Raw genomic sequence first — 17,735 nt, 5'->3', positions numbered from 1 at the left:
ACATTTTCAAATGCCCTTGTAGCTCAGTGGTAGAGCACTCCCTTGGTAAGGGAGAGGCCACGTGTTCAATCCACGTCAAGGGCACCACTCTCTAGCAGCACCCTTCCCCTTTCTAGTAAATCCGTTCGACAGTCAGCCCGCGCTTGCGCAGCAGTTCCGGCACGCTTGATTTGCCGACCAGGTGCAGCACGCCGATCGCCGCCACGCTGTTGTTTTCACGCGCCATCAGCCTGACCATGCCATCGGCCAGCGCCGGATTGCGGCCTTCCAGCAGCACCTGCTGCACGAAGCGGCCGGAAAAGGTGTCGTCCTGCTCCGCCTTCAGCGCCAGCGCGTCCAGCGCCTCGATATCGGCCTTGCGCCAGGCATCGGCGATCTCGCGCGCCTGTTTGGCCTGTTCCTTGTCCTCGATGCCGGCGATGGCCTCCTGCAGGAACATCAGCTGTTCGTTGGCTGTCATCTTGTCGAACAGCGCCATCTGGCTGTCGGCCGATTCCAGTTCGACGATTTTCTGGCCGGCGGCATGCGCTTGCTTCGACAGGTGCGCATCCACCGCCATCGACGCCTCATAACCTTGCGCGGCAAACTCGCTCACCGTCAGCAGGCTGGCAAGCAGCCATGGCTTCATGGCCGCCACGGTATCCGGTTCGATGTTGTACTGCTTGAGCAAGCGCTCCAGCCGCTGGCGCCACGCCGGAGACAGACCGGCGGTGCCCTTGCTGCTCAAGCCATGCTGCTGCACCGCGCGCGCCAGCTTTTGCGGATCGCCCAGCGGATCGATCTCCAGCGCCAGCACCGGCGCTTTTTTGAGCAGGCCCGCCAGGCGCGGCTCCAATGGATAGAAATCTTTCGACCCCACGTGGATGGTGCCGAACAAATACAGCGTATGCGCGCCCTGCTGCACCTTGAACAAGGCGCCGCGGTTTTGCGCCGGCGCCGGCTCGGCCGACCATGCGGGGCCCAGCACAAACAAGAACAAACTGCAGAACATCACTATAATCTGGCGCTGCATGGTTTCCTTCGTTGGTAGATATGACGTGAATATTACTCGCTCCTCGCCGGTATGGCTGTTTGATCTCGATAACACGCTGCACAATGCCTCGCATGCCATCTTCCCGGCGATCATGGCCGGCATGAACAGCTATCTGGCCCGCCTGCTGGGAGACGGCGTCACGCCTGCCAGCGAGGAGCTGGTCAACGCCACCCGCACCATGTACTGGCAGCGCTACGGCGCCACCACGCTGGGGGTGGTCAAGCACCACGGCGTCAAGGCTGAGCACTTTCTCGACGCCACCCATCGCTTCGACGATCTGCAGGCCATGATCCGCGCCGAGCGCGGACTGCGCCAGCTGCTGCGCCGCCTGCCCGGCCGCAAAATCCTGCTGACCAATGCGCCGCACCGCTACTCGTCGCAGGTACTGCGCCATCTCGGTTTGCAACGCCAGTTCCAGCACCACGTGGCAGTGGAAGCGATGACGGTGCACCGGCAGATGCGGCCCAAGCCATCCAAGCTGCTGCTGCAACGGCTGATGCGCCGCCATCAGCTGCGTCCCGGCCGCTGCATCCTGGTGGAAGACACGCTGGCCAATCTGCGCAGCGCGCGCGAACTGGGGATGCGCACCGCGTGGGTCACGCAGTACCTCACCATCGGCGACAGCGCCGGCCTGGCACATCCGCAAAAGCGCTTAATTCGCCCCGCTTACGTCGATGTCAAAGTAAAATCTGTCAGAAACCTGCCGGCACGTCTGCACCGCCTGCGCTGACCAACACCTTTTTAACCCGCGAGATTCATATGGCAAGCACACCGCCGGGCCAGCGCCGTTTGCAAATCCTGCAGGCGCTGGCGGAGATGCTGGAACAGCCCAAGGGCGACAAGATCACCACCGCTGCGCTGGCGCGCAAGCTGGAGTTTTCCGAGGCCGCACTGTACCGGCATTTCGCCAGCAAGGCGCAAATGTTCGAGGGACTGATCGAGTTCATCGAGCAGACCGTGTTTGGCCTGATCAACCAGATCGCGGAGCGTCAAAGCGACGGCCTGGCACAGGCGCGCGACACCGTCGCCATGCTGCTCAACTTCGCCGCGCAGAATCCCGGCATGACGCGGGTACTGATCGGCGATGCGCTGGTCAACGAGGACGAACGCCTGCAGCTGCGCATGAACCAGTTCTACGACCGGGTGGAGCTGGCGCTGAAACAGGCGCTGCGTGTGGCGGCCAGCGAAGGCCAGGCGCATGAAGCGGATGTGACGGCGCGCGCCGGCATGCTGACCAGTTTTGTCATCGGCCGCTGGCACCGCTACGCCAAGAGCGGCTTCAAACACAATCCGTCGCAGGACGCGGCGGTGCAAATCACTTTGCTCCTATCGTAATGAACACCGAAGTATTCGCCCTGCTGGACGACGCCAGCCCGGAAGCAGCACAAACCGGCAGCCGTTCACGCCTCTACACCGGCCACACCGGCACCCTGCGCTGCGACGATATCGCGCAATGGCCGCAGGTGCTGGCGCAGATGCAGGCAGCGCTGGCGCGCGGCGAATACGCGGTGACGGTGTGCGCCTATGAGCTGGGCGAGGCACTGCTGGCGCTGGCGCCGCCCACAGCGCCGCCACGCGCGGCCGCTGCCGCGCCGCTGGCGCAGGTGCTGCTGTTCAGCAGCTGCGCGCTGCTGTCGGCGGCGGAAGTGAGCGACTGGCTGGCCGCGCGCTCCTTCCCCATCGAGCGGCCGGCCGGCATCGCCCATATCCGCCCGAACATCGACCAGCAAGCCTTCAGCGCCGCGCTGGCGCGCATCCACGACTACATTGCGGCCGGCGACACCTACCAGGTCAATTACACCTACCGCCTGCGTTTTGACGCCTTTGGCGGCATCCACGCGCTGTACGCGCGCCTGCGCGGCCGCCAGCCGGTCCCTTACGGCGCCCTGATCGCGCTGGACGACGGCACGGCCGTCCTGTCGCTGTCGCCGGAACTGTTCGTGCGCCACACCGACGGTGTGCTGACCGCGCGGCCGATGAAAGGCACGGCACCCGCCGCGCCGCCGTCGCAGCAGGCGGAGAACATCCTGCGCGCCACCAACCTGGCCGCCGACGCCAAGAACCGCGCCGAGAACCTGATGATCGTCGACCTGCTGCGCAACGACATCGCGCGCGTGGCCACGACCGGCAGCGTGGAAGTGCCGGCGCTGTTCGAGGTGCACCGCTATGCCAGCGTGCTGCAAATGACGTCGACCATCACCGCGCAGCTGCGCGAGGACGCCACCCTGGCCGACATCTTCGGCGCGCTCTACCCTTGCGGCTCCATCACCGGCGCGCCGAAACGCCGCACCATGGAAATCATCCGCGAGCTGGAGCCGGACGCGCGCGGCATCTACACCGGCGCCATCGGCTGGTTCGATCCACGTGACGACGGCAAGGTGGGCGACTTCTGCATGTCGGTACCGATCCGCACACTCACCCTGCAAGCGCAGGGCGGCGACGGCGTGCGCCGCGGCGAGATGGGGGTCGGCGCCGGCATCGTGTTCGACAGCGACGCCAACGAAGAATACGCCGAGTGCAAACTCAAGGCACGCTTTCTCACCGGCCTGCAAAACGATTTCGACATCTTTGAAACCATGTACGCCACGCCGGGCGGCGGCATCCGCCATCGCGAGCGTCATCTGAAACGGCTGGCCGCGTCGGCCGCCTACTTCGGCTTCCCGTGGGACGAGAAGGCCGCCATCGCCTACATGGACGCCGCCAGCGCCATGCTGGAACCGCAGCACGCGGCCTACCGCGTGCGGCTGGCGATCAGTCCCGCCGGCGCCTTCGCCGTACAGCATGCGCCGCTGACGCCGCTGGCCGGTCCGGTGCGCGTGCTGCTGGCCGACGACGCCACCAGCAGCGACGACCTGTTCCTGCGCCACAAAACCAGCATCCGCGCGCGCTACGACGCCGCCTGGCGCGAGGCCGAAGCGCAGGGCGCCTTCGACACCCTGTTCTTCAATGAACGCGGCGAACTGACGGAAGGCGGCCGCAGCAGCGTGTTCGTGCGCGTGAACGGCCGCTGGCTCACGCCGCCATTGCGCAGCGGCGTGCTGCCGGGCGTGATGCGCAGCGTGCTGCTGGACGATCCGGCATGGCTGGCCAGCGAAGCCGTCATCACCCGCGCCATGCTGGACAGCGCGCAAGACATCATCATCTGCAACGCCCTGCGCGGCGCGCTGCCCGCCACGCTTACAGGTCGATAAGCATCTCGAAGCCGCCGTAGATCATGCGCTTGCCGTCGAACGGCATGTTGCCCGCTTCCATGTAGTGGGTCATGCGCGGGTCTTTCATGACTTTTTCATTGATCTCGTTGCGGCGCGCGCGTGATTCGTAGACGATCCACGAAAACGCCACCACTTCGCCCTCCTGCAAGTTGACGCTTTGCGGGAACGAGGTAACTTTGCCGGTCGGCACATCGTCACCGATGGTTTCGCGATATTCCAGCGCGCCGTGATCTTTCCACACCGCGCCGCACACCAGCGACATTTGCTTGTACGCCTCAATATTGTCTTTAGGCACCGGAACCACAAAACCGTCTACGTAAGCCATGGCCGTCTCCTTGGTGATGGGAGGTTCAGCGTAGCACGAAGCGCCTGCGGTAAGCGCCCGGTGTGGTGGCGGCAAGTCTGCGGAAATGATGGCGCAGCGATTCCTCCGAGCCGAAGCCGGCGCGTTCGGCGATCTGCGTCAGCGGCACATCCGGTTGTTCCAGCATGTCCTTGACGATCGCCACGCGCTCGCGGATCAGCCATTCGATCGGACCGAGGCCGGTGGCTTGCTGGAACTGGCGCTGCAGGGTGCGCGGGCTCATGGCGGCGCGCTCGGCCATGCTGGCCACCGTGTGCGGCAGCGCCGGGTGGCTGCGCAGCCAGTCCATCAGCCGGGACAGCCTGCCCTGCTCCCCTTGCGCCATGGGACGCGGCAGGAACTGCGCCTGGCCGCCCTCGCGATGCGGCGCCACCACCAGCCGCTGCGCCACCAGATTGCCGACCTTGGCGCCGTAGTCGCGCCGCACCAGGTGCAGCAGCATGTCCAGCCCGGCGGCCGAACCGGCAGCGGTGATCACCTGGCCGTTATCCACATACAAATGATCTGGCTGCACATCGATCCGTGGATAACGTTGCGCCAGCCGCCCGGCATAGCGCCAGTGGGTGGTGGCGCGCTGGCCGTCCAGAATGCCGGCCGCGGCCAGCACGAACACGCCCGAGCAGATCGAGGCCAGCCGCGCGCCGCGCGCGTGGGCGGCGCGTATCCATTCCAGCAATGGCGCCGGCGGCAGTTCGTCGGCATCGCGCCAGCCGGGGATGACGATGGTGTCAGCCAGCGCCAGCAATTCCGGCGTGTACGGCGCCTGCACCGTGATGCCGCCGGCCGCCCGGATCGGCCCCTGCTCCACCGCGCAGACGGCAAAGTCATACCAGTCCACGCCCAGTTCCGGACGCTCCAGAGCGAACAGTTCGACCGTGCAGCCGAACTCAAAAGTGCACAGGCGATCGTAAGCCAGCGCCACCACGAGATGTTTTTTCATGGCGTAATCTTAACGCAGAATGGCTGATGCGCCACTTCTGGCGGTGGCGGCACCACCGCACAATGACGCCATTGCTCACCACACCAGGAGATTCAAGATGTCCCTCGTTACCGCCATCGCCGCCGCCGACAGCGCCGCCGCCCTTGCCCACTTCGAGGCCAGTTTCAGTTTCGAGACCGATTGCTGGGACGTGCATGACGCGCTCGCCAGCGGCAAGCAGGATTTTGTATTGCTGGATGTGCGCGGAACGGAAAAGTACGCCGCCGGCCATGTGCCGGGCGCGCTGGATCTGGCGCACCGCAAGATCATCGGCTCAAAGATCGCCGCATTCCCGGCCGGGACGCTGTTCGTGGTGTATTGCGCCGGCCCGCACTGCAACGGCGCGGCGCGCGCGGCCGTGCGGCTGGCGCAGCTGGGCCGCCCGGTCAAGGTGATGCCGGGCGGGATTACGGGCTGGCTGGATGAAGGCTTCGAGCTGGTCCGGGCTTAGGAACCCAGCGCTTTTTCCACGGCGCTGACCAGTTGCTTGTCAGTCGGGGTGACCTTGCTGCCAAAGTTGGTTACCACGTTGCCGTGACGGTCGATCAGGTATTTGTGGAAGTTCCAGGCCGGCGCCTTGCCGGTCGCCTTGATCAGGCTGGCGAACAGCGGGTTTGGTTCCTTGCCCGACACCACCGACTTGGCGAACATCGGGAATTTCACGCCATAGGTGTTGTAGCAGAAATCAGCGATTTCCTTGCTGGAACCCGGCTCCTGCTGGCCGAAATCGTTCGATGGGAAGCCCAGCACCACCAGGCCCTTGCTGCCGTATTTGGCGTACAGGCCTTCCAGGCCTTCGTACTGGTTGGTGAAGCCGCAGTAGCTGGCGGTGTTGACCACCAGAATCACCTTGCCCGAGTACTGGCACAGGTCTTGGGGCGTGTCGTCCTGCAGGCGCTTGAAGGTTTGCTTGAGGATGGCCGGGCAACTGCCGGGAGCCGCCGCCGCGGCTGGTGCGGCAGGCGCAGCAGCCGGCGCTTGCGCAAACGTGGAGGCGCTGGCCAGGACGGTCAGCGAGGAAACGAGGCACAGTTGAGCGATGGTCTTGGACATGATGGTCGGCAGGAAAGGATGAGAAAAAAAATCATTCTAGTCCAATTTAGTGCCCCTCGCACGATTGACCCAGATTAAGCAAAATAGCCGGTTCGGAGTTACCGTCTCCCCAGAAGGATGGAGGTGGGCCATGCGAATATTTTGCTTGCTGTTACTGTGGGCCTGCGCCGCGCAGGCGCAGGTGGCGTCGCTGCCGGCCATGCGCGCCGGACAGGTCAGCGTGTCCGGTCTGTCGTCCGGCGCTTACATGGCGGTGCAGTTCGAAGTGGCCTTCTCGCGCACGGTCATCGGCGCGGGGGTGATTGCCGGCGGTCCGTATTTCTGCTCGCAAGGCAGCGTCCTGACCGCCACCACCACCTGCAGCTGTACCAGCGAGCTGCTGCTCTGCCGCGTGCGGCCCGGCGGCACCCAGGTGCCCGAGCTGATCGCCCTGACCGACTGGTTTGCCGCCGCGCAAACCATCGATCCCACCAGCGCCCTGGCCAGCCACCGCATCTGGATGTTCTCCGGCAGTGCCGATTCCGTGGTGCCGCCAGCGGTCTCGAACGACCTGTACACCTACTACCGCCACTACGTCGACGCCAGCCGCATCAGTTACAAGCGCAACCTCAACGCCGAACACGCCATGCCCACTGACAGCTACGGCAACCGCTGCCGCACGCTGGGCTCGCCCTACATCAACAACTGCCGCTATGACGCCGCCGGCCAGCTGCTGAACTGGATCTACGGGCCGCTCAACGCGCGCAACAGCGGCGCGCTGAACGGCCGCTTCATCGCCTTCGATCAATCGGAATTCATTGCCCTGCCGGCCTGGCATGGCATGGCGGATTTCGGCTACCTGTACATTCCGCCCGCCTGCGACAGCGGCGCCGGCCTCGGCTGCAAGCTGCACGTGGTGTTCCATGGCTGCCACCAGGACCCGGACAGCATCGGCGCCACTTTTGTGCGCCACGCCGGCTACAACGCCTGGGCGGACAACAACCGGATGCTGATCCTGTACCCGCAGGCCGCCGCCACCTTCACCAATCCGAACGCGTGCTGGGACTGGTTTGCCCATGACGACACCCGCTACGCACAACAAACCGGCCGCCAGATGGCGGCCGTCAAGCGCATGGTGGAGCGCCTGACTACACCACCGTGAAGGACGACAGGTCCGGATGCGGCGGCGGGTAGCTGAGGTCCATGTCTTCCAGCGTTTCCAGCAGCAGGCTGGCAATCACCAGGTTGCGGTGGGTCTTGGAATTGGCCGGCACCACGTACCACGGCGCGTGCGGCGCATCGGTTTCGCGGATGGCTTTCTCGTAAGCGCGCTGGTAGTCGTCCCATTTCTCACGCTGCTTGATGTCTTCCGGGTTGAATTTCCACTGCTTGTCCGGATCGTCGAGACGCTCCTGCAGGCGCTCGCGCTGCTCTTCTTTGGAGATGTGCAGGAACACCTTGATGATTACTGTGCCGGTTTCCGCCAGCATGCGTTCAAAGTCGCGGATTTGCGCGTAGCGGCGCTTGCATTCGTCGTCATCGATCCAGCCCTGCACCTTGGTGATCAGCACATCCTCGTAATGGCTGCGGTTGAAGATGGCGATCTCGCCATTCACCGGCACATGCTGGTGCACGCGCCACAGGTAATCGTGCGCCAGTTCGTTGTCGGTCGGCCCCTTGAACGCCACCGCACGCAAGCCCATGGGGCTGACGCGGCTGAACAGCGCGCGCACCGTGCCGTCCTTGCCGGCGGTGTCCGTGCCCTGCAGGATCAGCAGCACCTTCTGCTTGTGTTGCGCGTACAGCTTGTCCTGCAGGGCGGCGATGCGGTCGATCAGCGCGGCGGTGCGCTCCAGATCGAGCGTCTTGGCGCGTGATTTACCGAGTTTGGGATGGGCGGCGCGGCTGGAGAAGGTGGCGTCGTCGGCGTCCTTGTCGCGCAGCTTGGGTCTGGAGGGTGCGCGGAAGCGCTGGCGGGCATTGTGTGTCATCGGTTTAGCATATCATCTGGCGGCCAACTGTGCTGCGCGATAGCCCCACCAGGCGGCTTCCTCGAACACCGAGAAACCCGACAGGTCGGCGTGCGCAAACAGGATAGGCCCATCCACCTCGCGCAGCGCCTTCATGCCGGCGTTGCTGCGGAAGTTGGGCCACGGGACCGCCATCGCATGGCCGCGCAGCGTGATGTCGACCCGTTCGACGCAGGACGCGAACTGCGCGCCATAAGCGGTTTTCAGATCGGCGCTGGCCAGCGCCAGCAACTCTTCCGGCTTGGCCGCGGCCATCCAGTGGCGCGCGGTGCTGGCCTTGCGGTCGGACAGCGCGACGTAGGCGCTGAACACGGTCTTCTCCGGCGGCTGCACGCGGATGTCCTGGTGCGTGGACACCACGAAGCCCAGCCCCGGCTCGCTGTACACCACGTTGTCCCACGACAGCGGTTGGCTCGGCAGCTCCTCCGGAAAGCGCTTGAGCAGAAAGTTCGCCACCATCCACGGCGCGTACTCCGGCGCATGTTTCGCCGCGTCGAAGCCGTATTCTCCGATGTTATCCACAACCCGCGCCGCCACATAGGTCGGCATGGCGCAAATGGCTTTGCGGGCGCGCACCAGATAGCTGGTCGGCTTGCCGTTTTCCAGCTTGAAGCACAGCGCTTCCACGCCGTCTGCCGTTTTTTTCAGCGACACCGCCGTTCCGGCCATGCGCTTGACGGCGGCCGCGCGCTCCATGCCGGAAGCCAGCGGCTGCAGGCCGCCCGGCCATGTCAGCCAGGCGCCGTTGCCGGCGTTGGCAGCCTGGCCCCAGCGGCTGCAGTAGTAATGCAGGCCGGCCCATGCCGACACCTTGTCGTAGCGCGTGCCGTAATCGTCGCGGCAGCAGTAGTTCAGATACCAGTGCAGCGTGGGCGACTTGTAGCCGTTTTGATCCATCCACTGCTTGAGGGTGATGCGGTCCAGCGCCTGCCACTGCGGATCTTCCGACGACAGCACGGTCGGGAACACGAACACGCGGCGGCCATCCGCGCCATGCAGGCCGCGCAGGCGGTGCACTTCGTCGAAGAAGCGCTTGTGTTCATCCAGCTCCCACTGCGGCACGCCGTCGGTGGGAATGAAACCGTCCTGCCAGTGGCCGTTGAACAGCAGGCGTTCCTCCGGCGCGTGCAGGATGAAGCGCTCGTCGTAGTAAGGCTTTTCCGCAAAGGCATCCTTCTGGATGATGCCGAGATCCGCCAGGATTTCGCGCACATGGGTGGACTCCGGCGACGGCAGCGGCAGATAGTGCGCGCCGGTCGGATAGGCGTATTCGTCAAAGGCGCCGCCGGCCGCGTTCCCGTAAGGCTGCGGGCCGTCGATCATCAGCACATCGGTCTTGCCGAGCTTTTTCAGCTTCCACGCGGCGGTGAGGCCGGACACGCCCGAGCCGAGAATCGCGATATCGGTGTGAACGAGCTGCGATGGCGGCGGCAGCGCGCGGCGGTCGCGCAGGAAGTGTCCTTCATCGCGGCCGACGTAATGCACGACCGGCGTAATCTCCTGCCAGCGCTGGAACGCCAGTCCGCTGCCGGCGGCGGCCAGCCCGGAAGCGCCGGCCCAGACCATAAAAGAACGGCGCAGCATCAGCGGATCACCCGGCGCCAGTCCTGCTCGAATTCATGCACGAGCGACTGGGTATTGAGGCGATTCGGTTCCATCGCCATCGGCTTCATATCGGGCGGGAAGATGAACATCTCGCGCGTGGTATCGGCGTTCAGGTAGCGCATCGGTAGACGGTAGCTGGTGGGCGGCGTGTACTGCGCCTGCGGCGACGCCAGGATGAAACCCCACTCGCCAAACGACGGCACGTAGGCGTGATACGGGTAAGTCTTCATGCCCACCTCGCGCAAGGTGGCGTCGATCGTCCAGTAGGCATGCGGCGCAAAGAACGGCGAGGTCGATTGCACCACCATCAGGCCTTTCGCCGCCAGATGCTTGCGCACCATGCCGTAAAACGGCACCGAATACAGTTTGCCGAGCGCGAAGCTGGAAGGATCGGGGAAGTCGACGATCACCGCGTCGAACATATCGTCGTTATGCTGCAGCCAGATGGCCGCATCGGTGTTCACCACGCGCACGCGCTTGTCGCTGAAAGAGCCATGATTGAGCTTGACCAGTTCCTCGCGCCGGGTGAAGGCGCCGGTCATGGCCGGGTCCAGATCCACCAGCGTCACATGCTCGATGTTCGGGTAGCGCAGGATTTCGCGCAGCGCCAGGCCATCGCCGCCGCCCAGCACCAGCACGCGCCTGGCCCAGGGCATCGGCTGCAGCACCGGATGCACCAGCGCTTCGTGATAGCGGTATTCGTCACGCGAAGAGAATTGCAGGTTGCCGTTGATGTACAGGCGCGTATCGTCCTTCCACTTGGTGATCACCAAACGCTGGTACGGCGTGGTGGTGGCAAATACGATTTCATCGCCGAACAGGCCATGCTCGCCCCAGTAGGTCAGCTTGTCGGCAAAGGCAAAGCCGAATACCAGCAGGCACAGTACCGAGCAGGCGCGCAGCATGCGGCCGGTGACGTTTTTCAGCTCTGTGGAAAAAGCCTTGATTGTCCACAGGGCCACGCCGACATTCAGCATCCCGAACAGGAAGCCGGTGCGCACCAGCCCCAGATACGGCGCCAGCACCAGCGGGAACAGCAGCGACACCGCCAGTGCGCCCAGATAATCGAAGGTCAGCACCTTGCTGACCAGTTCATTGAATGCGGTTTTGCGCTCGTTCAGCGCGCGCATCACCAGCGGCACCTCCATGCCGACAAAGGCGCCGACCAAAAACACCATGGTGTACAACAGCGTGCGGAACGGCGCCGGCATCCACGAGAAAGTCAAAAACAGCGTTGCCGCCGAGACGCCGCCGACCAGACCCACCGCCAGTTCGATATCCACAAAGCGCGCCAGCACATCCTCGTCGCGCACATATTTGGAAAAGTGCGCCCCAACGCCCATGGCAAACAGGTAGCATCCGATAATCGTGGAAAACTGCAGCACCGAGTCGCCCAGCAGGTAGCTGGACAGCGCGCCGGCGATCAGCTCATACGCCAGTCCACAGGACGCCACCACGAAGACGGACAGAATCAGAATCTTTTTGGTCATTTACGCTCGTTTGCATTATTATCAAGTAATCACTTTACCTGAAGGTGCGCCGTGCCCGCCATCCTAAACTATCTGATCCACCTGTTGCTGGCCGCCGTGCTGCTGGCGGTGTTCTTCAAAGCCTACACGTGGATGACGCCTTACGACGAGGTCAAGCTGGTCCGCCAGGGCAATCAGGCGGCGGCGCTATCGCTGGGCGGGGCGCTGATAGGTTTTTCCATCACGATCGGTTCGGCGCTGATGCATACTGCCGATTACCGCGAATTCTTTGCGTGGGCCTTCGGCGCCATGGTGGTGCAAGGGCTGGCGTATGCCATCACCACCCGCGTGCTGAATATGTCGAAAGACCAGATCGAAGCAAACAACACGGCGTTCGGCGGGCTGCTGAGCGCCATCTCCATTTCCATCGGCGTGATTAACGGCGCCTGCATTTCGTAAGCGAGGACCATCATGGGTATCGGCAGCTTTATCAAGAAGCAGTTTATCGATGTACTGCAATGGAACGAGGACACCGACGGCGTGCTGGCATGGCGCTATCCGATGGCCGACCAGGAAATCCAGAACGGCGGCCAGCTGGTGGTGCGCGAGTCGCAGGTGGCGGTGTTCGTCAACGAGGGCCAGGTGGCCGATGTATTCGGCCCCGGCACCCACACGCTCACCACGCAAACCCTGCCGGTGCTGACCAACCTGAAAAACTGGGACAAGCTGTTTGCGTCGCCGTTCAAATCGGATGTGTATTTCTTCAGCACCCGCGTGCAGACCGGCCGCAAATGGGGCACGGCGCAGCCGATCACCATCCGCGACAAGGACTTCGACATGGTGCGCGTGCGCGCCTTCGGCATGTACTCCTACCGCGTGATCAACGCGCGCGCCTTCTTCACGGAGATCAGCGGCACGCGCGAGGCGTACACGCGCGACGAGGTGGAAGACCAGCTGCGCGGCATCCTGATGGCGACCATGGCCAGCTCGCTGGGCGCCTCGCAAGTGCCCTTCCTCGACATGGCGGCCAACCAGGCGCTGATGGCGCAGCAGGTCAAGGGCGACCTGACCACCGCCTTTGCGCGCTACGGCATCGGCCTGGATGAATTCAATGTGGCCAGCGTCAGCCTGCCGGAGGAACTGCAGGCGGCGCTCGATGAGCGCATCTCGGCCGGCATGAAGGGCGGCATGAGCGCCGACAAGCTGGCCGGCTTCACCAGGTACCAGGTGGCCAGCGCGATTCCGCTGGCGGCGCAGAATGAGGGCGGGCTGGCCGGCATCGGCGCCGGCCTGGGGGCCGGCATGACGGTGGGCCAGGCCATCGGCCAGAGCATGGGTGCGGCGCTGACGCCGCAGGCGCCGGCCGCCGCGGCTGAAGATTCGGTCGAAGCGCGCCTGGAAAAACTCAAGGGCCTGCTGGACAAAGGCCTGATCTCGGCCGCCGACTACGACAGCGCCAAGGCCGAACTGCTGAAAAAGCTGATCGGCTAAGCGCGTGCAAATCGTTTCCTGTCCCAGCTGCGGCGCGGAGGTCAAATTCCGCTCGCATGCCTCGGTCATGGCGGTCTGCGAATATTGCAGCACGCGTGTGCTCAAGGATGCGGACGCAGTCAAGGATCTGGGCAAGATGTCGTCCGTGCTGGAGGACTACTCGCCGATCCAGATCGGCACCGCCGGCGTGCTGGGCGGCCGGCCATTCACGGTGGTTGGCCGCATCCAGCTGCGCTACTCGGCCGGCATGTGGAACGAGTGGTATCTGTTTTTCGACGACGGCAGAACCTCGTGGCTGGGCGACTCGTCCGGCATGTACACCATCACTGCCGAATATCAGGGCGAAGCCCAGGTGCCCGCGTTTGAGCAGCTGACGCCGGGGCGCAATTACCCGATCAACGGCTCGCCTTACCTGGCGGCCGAAGTGCGCGTGGCCGATTGCGTGGGCGGCCAGGGCGAACTGCCGTTCAAGGTAGGCGATGGCTACCAGGCGCGCGTGGCGGATTTCCGGCGCGGCGCGGAATTCATCACGCTCGATTATTCGGATTCGCCCCGTCCCGTGATCTACACCGGCCTGGCGGTCACGCTGGACAGCCTGCAATGCCAGTTGCTGCGCGACGACGACACCATTCAGCGCGCGGCCGGCCGTTATCGCGGCAAGCTCGATGCGCTGGATTGCCCTTCCTGCGGCAGCCCGATCAAGTACCTGCCGGGCGTGACGGCCAACCTGGTGTGCCCGGCGTGCGCCACGCAGATCGACGCCGCCAGCCCGGAAGCACAGGTGGTGGCGGCCGGCGAGCGCGTGGCGGCCGTACCGCTGACGATTGACCTGGGCGCGACCGCCAAAATCAATAACCAGGAATTCACCATCATCGGCATGATGCGTCGTGCCGATGACGAAGGCACGCAATGGGACGAGTACCTGATGTACGGCCCGCGCTCCGGCTTCTCCTGGCTGGTGGAGACCGACGAAGGCTGGTCCGGCGCCAACGTGCTGGCCGAGTGGCCGGTGGCGTACGCGCCGGGAGCGCCGACGGTGCTGGTGGATAAAGTCCAGTTTTCCCGCCTGTACGACTACGGTTCGGTGGTGACTTACGCGGTGGGCGCCTTCAACTGGCGCGTGGCGGTGGGCGACCGCACGCGGGTGGAGGAATTCCAGGCCGGCCAATTGCGGCTGGCCGCCGAAACCACCGAGAGCGAGATGACGTGGTCGCGCTCCTCGCCGGTATCGGCCGACCAGCTGGCGCTGTGGTTTGGCGCCGCCTTCAAGGGCCGCGTGAAGTCGCCGTCCAGGAGCAAGCCGTTTGCCAACAACCGCTATCGCAACACCGCCAAATACATCATCTGGTTCATGCTGGCGTTGAACGCGATTCCGCTGCTGGCCAATTTTTCCGGCACCTGGTTCCTGAGCGCGATCGGCGCGCTGGCGATCTATCTGCCGGCGATTTTCTTGGATAACAATGACCAGGCATGAGTAAATTTTTCATCTACGCGATCATCGTCACCGTGCTGACGTCGGGCAGCAGCTGGCTGCGCATGGGCAGCGGCGGCGGCACAGGCAGCGGCTATCGCGGCAGCACCTGGAGCTCGCACACTGGGGGCGGTGGCGGCAGCTGGGGCGGCGGTTCGGGCGGCGGAGGCCACAAATGAAACGTGAATCGCTCCCTGCCGGCGCCGCGGCAACGACAACCCATGCGCCCTCCGGCACCCACGTGCTGGCTGACCTGAGCGGCATCGCTGCCGAAAAATTGAGCAACTGCGCGGCACTGGAATCCCTGCTGCGCAGTGCCGCCGAAAGCGCCGGCGCGCATGTCCTGTTCAGCCATTTCCACGCGTTTGGCGAAGGCCAGGGCGTGACCGGGGTGGTGCTGCTGGCCGAGTCCCACATCACCATCCACACCTGGCCGGAACGCCAGTTCGCCGCCGCCGACATCTTCATGTGCGGCAGCGCGCAACCGGAGTTAGCGCTAGCTCTCATCAGGAAGGCCTTGCAGCCCGGGGCTGCTCACGTTCACACTGCGCGGCGCGGACCGCCATAAGGAGTCGTCATGGGACTATCCACCCTGGGCCAGATCGCCAGGATGCCCGACCACGAACGGTGGATGGGCTTCTTCCGCGATCCGGACGGTCATCTGCTGGCGGTGATGGAAGAGAAACGCTGATTCCGCAGCGCCGGCAGGAAGATCAGCACCGAATCGATCAGGGCATGCGCGATCATGCAGGCGATCAGGTCGCGCTGCCAGAGGTAGAGACCGGTCAGCAGCGTACCGGCCAGTCCGACCCCGATCAGATGCTTCCATGACCAGCTGCCCAGGTGGGCCAGCGTGAACACCGCCAGCGGGATCAGGGCGGCCAGCCACCAGCTGCCGGTCAGCTCATGCAGGCGCTCGATCGGGTAGCCGCGGAACATGATTTCCTCGGTGATGCCGGCGGTCAGCGGCACAGCGCAGCGGAACCACAGCGGCATCTCCGTCAGCTGCATCAAGCCTTGCGAAGTGTCTTCCTTGCCCATCCTGCGGGCCTGCACCACGCTCACCACGGACAGCGCCAGCATGGTCAAGCCCAGCGCGGCGCCGCCCAGCCAGGCCGCGTGGTTGCCGGCGGCGATGCCGATGCTGGCCAGCGGACGCTGCTCCCAGCACAGCACCAGTGCCAACAAGGCCAGGCAGCATGCCCACGCGGTCGTCAGACGGCGCACCTGCTTGCCGGGGCTGTTCTTTTCACTGCGCCTGAAATAGGCCAGCAGCGACGGCGCGCCCAGCGCCAACAGCAGCCCGGCGATGGTGCTGATCATGCGGCGGCCTGTTCGGCGGCCAGCGCCGCATCTTTTTCGCGGGCGGCAACCGCGGCTGGCCGGCCATTCACGCGCGCCACATATTCCTCAATGACAGGCAGCTTGGGCAGCAGGCCGAACATCAGCATCCATTCAAACGCGGTCGCCCACAACACGTCCAGTGCGGTGAACTGGTCGCCCAGCAGATACGGGCCTTGCGACAGCTGTTCGATCAGCGTGTTGAACATGGTGTCAAAGTCGCCGTAGTGGCAGGCGGTCTTGTCGGCTGGTTTGTTTTTCATCCACTGGTCCATCATGGCCGGTTCAAAGCAGCTGCCGTAGAACGCCATCCAGCGCAGGTAAGGGCCGCGTTGCGGATCGCCCAGCGGCGGCGCCAGTCTGGCCTGCGGGAACAGGTCGGCCAGATACAGGTAGATGGCCACCTGTTCGGTGACGATGGCTTCACCATGGCGGATGGCCGGCACCTTGCCCATGGGGTTGATGGCCAGATAGGCCGGTTCGCGGTTTTCACCTTTTTTCATGTTCATCACATGCAGCTCATAAGGCGCGTGCAATTCTTCAAGCAGGGTCAGCACGCCGGTCGAGCGCGAGTACGGGCAGTGGAACAGGGTCAGTTGCTGGTTCATGGTTTTCTCCTCTATGGTGGTGAAAAACCCACGATAAATCTTGCTAAGATGGCGGTCTTGTAAAAACGCGAACGCATCATGACAACGCTGCAAAGTGTACCGCGTCCGACGCGCGGGGTGGTGAATCCGGCCGCCGGCGAACGCATGTTTCGTCTGGAACGCTACCTGCCCGAGGCCGATCTGGCGCCATTTGTCGACTTCTTCTGGCTGGTGGGCTGGTCGCTGCCGGATGGCGTCACGCACGTGCAGCGCACCCTGCCGCGCCACGCCATCCATATGGTGTTTGACGCTGGCCGCACGGCGGTGTTTGGCGTGATGACCGGTTCGTTTGAATACACGTTGCGCGGCAGCGGCCGGGTGTTGGGCGTGAGCTTCCGGCCGGGCGCATTCCGCAGTTTCCTGCGGCAGCCGGTGCAAGCCATCACCGACCGCAAACTGCCCTTGTCCGCCGTGTTTGCCTGCGACGATGCGGCTGCCGAACGCAGCGTGCTGGATGCGGCGGACGATGCCGGCATGGTCGCCGCCGCCAGCGCGCTGTTGCGCGCTTCGCTGCCGGCGCCGGACCCGCTGGTCGAGCGCATCGCCGGCATGCTGGCGGCGCTGGAAGACAATGCCGGCATCACCCAAGTGCAGCAGCTGGCCGACCACGTCGGCATCAGCGTGCGCAAATTGCAGATGCTGTTCAAAGACTACATCGGCGCCAGTCCCAAGTGGATCATCCGCCGCAAGCGCCTGCTGGACGCCGCCGACCTGCTGGCCAAAGGCAGCGACATCGACCTGGCCGCGCTGGCCCAACAACTCGGCTACTACGACCAATCCCACTTCACCACCGACTTCGAAAAACTGGTCGGCAAGCCGCCCGCCGATTACCGCCGCAGTTGCAAAGAATCGTGAGCAATGAGACACTGCTCGCTTCACCCAACCACAGGAGACCACACCATGCGCCACGTAGATATTGCCCTCCTGTCGGCTGCCTGATTACGCCAGGACTTCCTTACCCTCGTTGTTGATCCGCGCGTTTTCGCGCAGCTGACTTCCCGTGTTCGTCGCCCATTCGCTGACTCGCGAAGGGTATCGCTCGTCTTACTGGAATGCATATC

Annotated in this window: 20 protein-coding genes and 1 tRNA gene; 12 read left to right on the top strand and 9 right to left on the bottom strand. The window is 64.3% G+C overall.

The features are described from left to right. The first annotated feature begins 12 nt into the window (after window positions 1–12). Window positions 13–87: transfer RNA gene (locus ABDW57_RS11685), tRNA-Thr, on the top strand. Window positions 88–112: 25 nt separating this feature from the next. On the opposite strand, the gene ABDW57_RS11680 is transcribed toward ABDW57_RS11685, so the two are convergent. Next, complete coding sequence (locus tag ABDW57_RS11680) at window positions 113–1,012, bottom strand: TraB/GumN family protein (RefSeq protein ID WP_343730374.1); 900 nt, start codon at window positions 1,010–1,012, stop codon at window positions 113–115. 25 nt (window positions 1,013–1,037) lie between these two features. On the opposite strand from ABDW57_RS11680, the gene ABDW57_RS11675 reads away from it, so the two are divergent. The 3 genes from ABDW57_RS11675 to pabB are packed head-to-tail and all read left to right on the top strand — an operon-like array spanning window position 1,038 to window position 4,224. Beyond that, window positions 1,038–1,763, top strand: a complete 726-nt coding sequence (locus ABDW57_RS11675; RefSeq protein WP_343730373.1) for an HAD-IA family hydrolase — start codon at window positions 1,038–1,040, stop codon at window positions 1,761–1,763. Window positions 1,764–1,792: 29 nt separating this feature from the next. Further along, window positions 1,793–2,368, top strand: a complete 576-nt coding sequence (gene slmA / locus ABDW57_RS11670) for a nucleoid occlusion factor SlmA (protein ID WP_343730372.1) — start codon at window positions 1,793–1,795, stop codon at window positions 2,366–2,368. Further along, the gene (gene pabB, locus ABDW57_RS11665) at window positions 2,368–4,224 is read left to right on the top strand and encodes an aminodeoxychorismate synthase component I (RefSeq protein ID WP_343730371.1); all 1,857 of its coding nucleotides are present in this window, start codon (window positions 2,368–2,370) and stop codon (window positions 4,222–4,224) included. The genes slmA and pabB overlap by 1 nt, the downstream gene beginning before the upstream one ends. On the opposite strand, the gene ABDW57_RS11660 is transcribed toward pabB, so the two are convergent. Both ABDW57_RS11660 and ftrA read right to left on the bottom strand, forming a co-directional pair. Beyond that, complete coding sequence (locus ABDW57_RS11660) at window positions 4,211–4,570, bottom strand: DUF1428 domain-containing protein (protein ID WP_343730370.1); 360 nt, start codon at window positions 4,568–4,570, stop codon at window positions 4,211–4,213. The two genes, pabB and ABDW57_RS11660, sit on opposite strands and share 14 nt — an antisense overlap. 25 nt (window positions 4,571–4,595) lie before the next feature. Continuing rightward, window positions 4,596–5,549, bottom strand: a complete 954-nt coding sequence (ftrA, locus tag ABDW57_RS11655) for a transcriptional regulator FtrA (protein ID WP_343730369.1) — start codon at window positions 5,547–5,549, stop codon at window positions 4,596–4,598. A 97-nt stretch (window positions 5,550–5,646) separates the two neighbouring features. On the opposite strand from ftrA, the gene ABDW57_RS11650 reads away from it, so the two are divergent. Beyond that, a complete protein-coding gene (locus ABDW57_RS11650) occupies window positions 5,647–6,039 on the top strand; it encodes a rhodanese-like domain-containing protein (protein ID WP_343730368.1) in 393 nt (130 codons plus the stop codon). On the opposite strand, the gene ABDW57_RS11645 is transcribed toward ABDW57_RS11650, so the two are convergent. Then, window positions 6,036–6,641 (bottom strand): glutathione peroxidase, encoded by a 606-nt coding sequence (locus ABDW57_RS11645; RefSeq protein WP_343730367.1) that lies wholly within the window; start codon window positions 6,639–6,641, stop codon window positions 6,036–6,038. The two genes, ABDW57_RS11650 and ABDW57_RS11645, sit on opposite strands and share 4 nt — an antisense overlap. 130 nt (window positions 6,642–6,771) lie before the next feature. Here ABDW57_RS11645 and ABDW57_RS11640 point away from each other — a divergent pair, with 130 nt between their 5' ends. Further along, entirely contained in the window at window positions 6,772–7,782 is a 1,011-nt protein-coding gene (locus ABDW57_RS11640) for a PHB depolymerase family esterase (RefSeq protein WP_343730366.1), read from the top strand. Here the strand turns inward: ABDW57_RS11640 and ABDW57_RS11635 are convergent. Genes ABDW57_RS11635 through ABDW57_RS11625 form a run of 3 tightly spaced genes read right to left on the bottom strand, consistent with a single transcriptional unit; the run spans window position 7,769 to window position 11,745 of the window. Next, entirely contained in the window at window positions 7,769–8,611 is an 843-nt protein-coding gene (locus ABDW57_RS11635) for a PPK2 family polyphosphate kinase (protein WP_343730365.1), read from the bottom strand. The two genes, ABDW57_RS11640 and ABDW57_RS11635, sit on opposite strands and share 14 nt — an antisense overlap. A 12-nt stretch (window positions 8,612–8,623) precedes the next feature. Next, window positions 8,624–10,234 (bottom strand): NAD(P)-binding protein, encoded by a 1,611-nt coding sequence (locus tag ABDW57_RS11630; RefSeq protein WP_343730364.1) that lies wholly within the window; start codon window positions 10,232–10,234, stop codon window positions 8,624–8,626. Beyond that, window positions 10,234–11,745 (bottom strand): polyamine aminopropyltransferase, encoded by a 1,512-nt coding sequence (locus ABDW57_RS11625; protein WP_343730363.1) that lies wholly within the window; start codon window positions 11,743–11,745, stop codon window positions 10,234–10,236. The genes ABDW57_RS11630 and ABDW57_RS11625 overlap by 1 nt, the downstream gene beginning before the upstream one ends. A gap of 51 nt (window positions 11,746–11,796) precedes the next feature. Between ABDW57_RS11625 and ABDW57_RS11620 the strand changes: the two genes are divergently transcribed. Genes ABDW57_RS11620 through speD form a run of 5 tightly spaced genes read left to right on the top strand, consistent with a single transcriptional unit; the run spans window position 11,797 to window position 15,254 of the window. After that, window positions 11,797–12,183: a DUF350 domain-containing protein gene (locus ABDW57_RS11620; protein WP_343730362.1), complete on the top strand. Its 387-nt coding sequence runs from the start codon at window positions 11,797–11,799 to the stop codon at window positions 12,181–12,183. A gap of 12 nt (window positions 12,184–12,195) precedes the next feature. Beyond that, complete coding sequence (locus tag ABDW57_RS11615) at window positions 12,196–13,215, top strand: SPFH domain-containing protein (protein WP_343730361.1); 1,020 nt, start codon at window positions 12,196–12,198, stop codon at window positions 13,213–13,215. A gap of 4 nt (window positions 13,216–13,219) precedes the next feature. After that, window positions 13,220–14,689 (top strand): DUF4178 domain-containing protein, encoded by a 1,470-nt coding sequence (locus tag ABDW57_RS11610; RefSeq protein ID WP_343730360.1) that lies wholly within the window; start codon window positions 13,220–13,222, stop codon window positions 14,687–14,689. Continuing rightward, complete coding sequence (locus ABDW57_RS11605; RefSeq protein WP_343730359.1) at window positions 14,686–14,865, top strand: hypothetical protein; 180 nt, start codon at window positions 14,686–14,688, stop codon at window positions 14,863–14,865. Before ABDW57_RS11610 ends, ABDW57_RS11605 begins: the two co-directional genes overlap by 4 nt. Next, window positions 14,862–15,254, top strand: a complete 393-nt coding sequence (gene speD, locus ABDW57_RS11600; protein WP_343730358.1) for an adenosylmethionine decarboxylase — start codon at window positions 14,862–14,864, stop codon at window positions 15,252–15,254. Before ABDW57_RS11605 ends, speD begins: the two co-directional genes overlap by 4 nt. Window positions 15,255–15,343: 89 nt before the next feature. Here speD and ABDW57_RS11595 read toward each other — a convergent pair whose 3' ends face one another. Together ABDW57_RS11595 and ABDW57_RS11590 are read right to left on the bottom strand one after the other, a co-directional pair. Further along, a complete protein-coding gene (locus ABDW57_RS11595) occupies window positions 15,344–16,009 on the bottom strand; it encodes a CPBP family intramembrane glutamic endopeptidase (protein WP_343730357.1) in 666 nt (221 codons plus the stop codon). Beyond that, window positions 16,006–16,635: a glutathione S-transferase gene (locus tag ABDW57_RS11590; RefSeq protein WP_343730356.1), complete on the bottom strand. Its 630-nt coding sequence runs from the start codon at window positions 16,633–16,635 to the stop codon at window positions 16,006–16,008. Before ABDW57_RS11590 ends, ABDW57_RS11595 begins: the two co-directional genes overlap by 4 nt. Before the next feature lie 78 nt (window positions 16,636–16,713). Between ABDW57_RS11590 and ABDW57_RS11585 the strand changes: the two genes are divergently transcribed. After that, window positions 16,714–17,529 (top strand): helix-turn-helix domain-containing protein, encoded by an 816-nt coding sequence (locus ABDW57_RS11585; protein WP_343730355.1) that lies wholly within the window; start codon window positions 16,714–16,716, stop codon window positions 17,527–17,529. Window positions 17,530–17,735: the final 206 nt, after the last annotated feature.

The sequence above is a fragment of the Duganella sp. genome (assembly GCF_039595735.1).
GTDB lineage: Bacteria > Pseudomonadota > Gammaproteobacteria > Burkholderiales > Burkholderiaceae_D > Rugamonas.
The sequence above is the reverse complement of the archived record's forward strand: the minus strand, read 5'-3'. Positions and strand labels throughout refer to the sequence as shown.

Excerpts from the sequence above, each read along its gene's own strand:
- ABDW57_RS11680 (WP_343730374.1), bottom strand. The coding sequence starts at position 1,012 with ATGCAGCGCCAGATTATAGTGATGTTCTGCAGTTTGTTCTTGTTTGTG.
- slmA (WP_343730372.1), top strand. The coding sequence starts at position 1,793 with ATGGCAAGCACACCGCCGGGCCAGCGCCGTTTGCAAATCCTGCAGGCG.
- pabB (WP_343730371.1), top strand. The coding sequence starts at position 2,368 with ATGAACACCGAAGTATTCGCCCTGCTGGACGACGCCAGCCCGGAAGCA.
- ABDW57_RS11660 (WP_343730370.1), bottom strand. The coding sequence starts at position 4,570 with ATGGCTTACGTAGACGGTTTTGTGGTTCCGGTGCCTAAAGACAATATT.
- ftrA (WP_343730369.1), bottom strand. The coding sequence starts at position 5,549 with ATGAAAAAACATCTCGTGGTGGCGCTGGCTTACGATCGCCTGTGCACT.
- ABDW57_RS11650 (WP_343730368.1), top strand. The coding sequence starts at position 5,647 with ATGTCCCTCGTTACCGCCATCGCCGCCGCCGACAGCGCCGCCGCCCTT.
- ABDW57_RS11645 (WP_343730367.1), bottom strand. The coding sequence starts at position 6,641 with ATGTCCAAGACCATCGCTCAACTGTGCCTCGTTTCCTCGCTGACCGTC.
- ABDW57_RS11640 (WP_343730366.1), top strand. The coding sequence starts at position 6,772 with ATGCGAATATTTTGCTTGCTGTTACTGTGGGCCTGCGCCGCGCAGGCG.
- ABDW57_RS11635 (WP_343730365.1), bottom strand. The coding sequence starts at position 8,611 with ATGACACACAATGCCCGCCAGCGCTTCCGCGCACCCTCCAGACCCAAG.
- ABDW57_RS11630 (WP_343730364.1), bottom strand. The coding sequence starts at position 10,234 with ATGCTGCGCCGTTCTTTTATGGTCTGGGCCGGCGCTTCCGGGCTGGCC.
- ABDW57_RS11625 (WP_343730363.1), bottom strand. The coding sequence starts at position 11,745 with ATGACCAAAAAGATTCTGATTCTGTCCGTCTTCGTGGTGGCGTCCTGT.
- ABDW57_RS11615 (WP_343730361.1), top strand. The coding sequence starts at position 12,196 with ATGGGTATCGGCAGCTTTATCAAGAAGCAGTTTATCGATGTACTGCAA.
- ABDW57_RS11605 (WP_343730359.1), top strand. The coding sequence starts at position 14,686 with ATGAGTAAATTTTTCATCTACGCGATCATCGTCACCGTGCTGACGTCG.
- speD (WP_343730358.1), top strand. The coding sequence starts at position 14,862 with ATGAAACGTGAATCGCTCCCTGCCGGCGCCGCGGCAACGACAACCCAT.
- ABDW57_RS11595 (WP_343730357.1), bottom strand. The coding sequence starts at position 16,009 with ATGATCAGCACCATCGCCGGGCTGCTGTTGGCGCTGGGCGCGCCGTCG.
- ABDW57_RS11590 (WP_343730356.1), bottom strand. The coding sequence starts at position 16,635 with ATGAACCAGCAACTGACCCTGTTCCACTGCCCGTACTCGCGCTCGACC.
- ABDW57_RS11585 (WP_343730355.1), top strand. The coding sequence starts at position 16,714 with ATGACAACGCTGCAAAGTGTACCGCGTCCGACGCGCGGGGTGGTGAAT.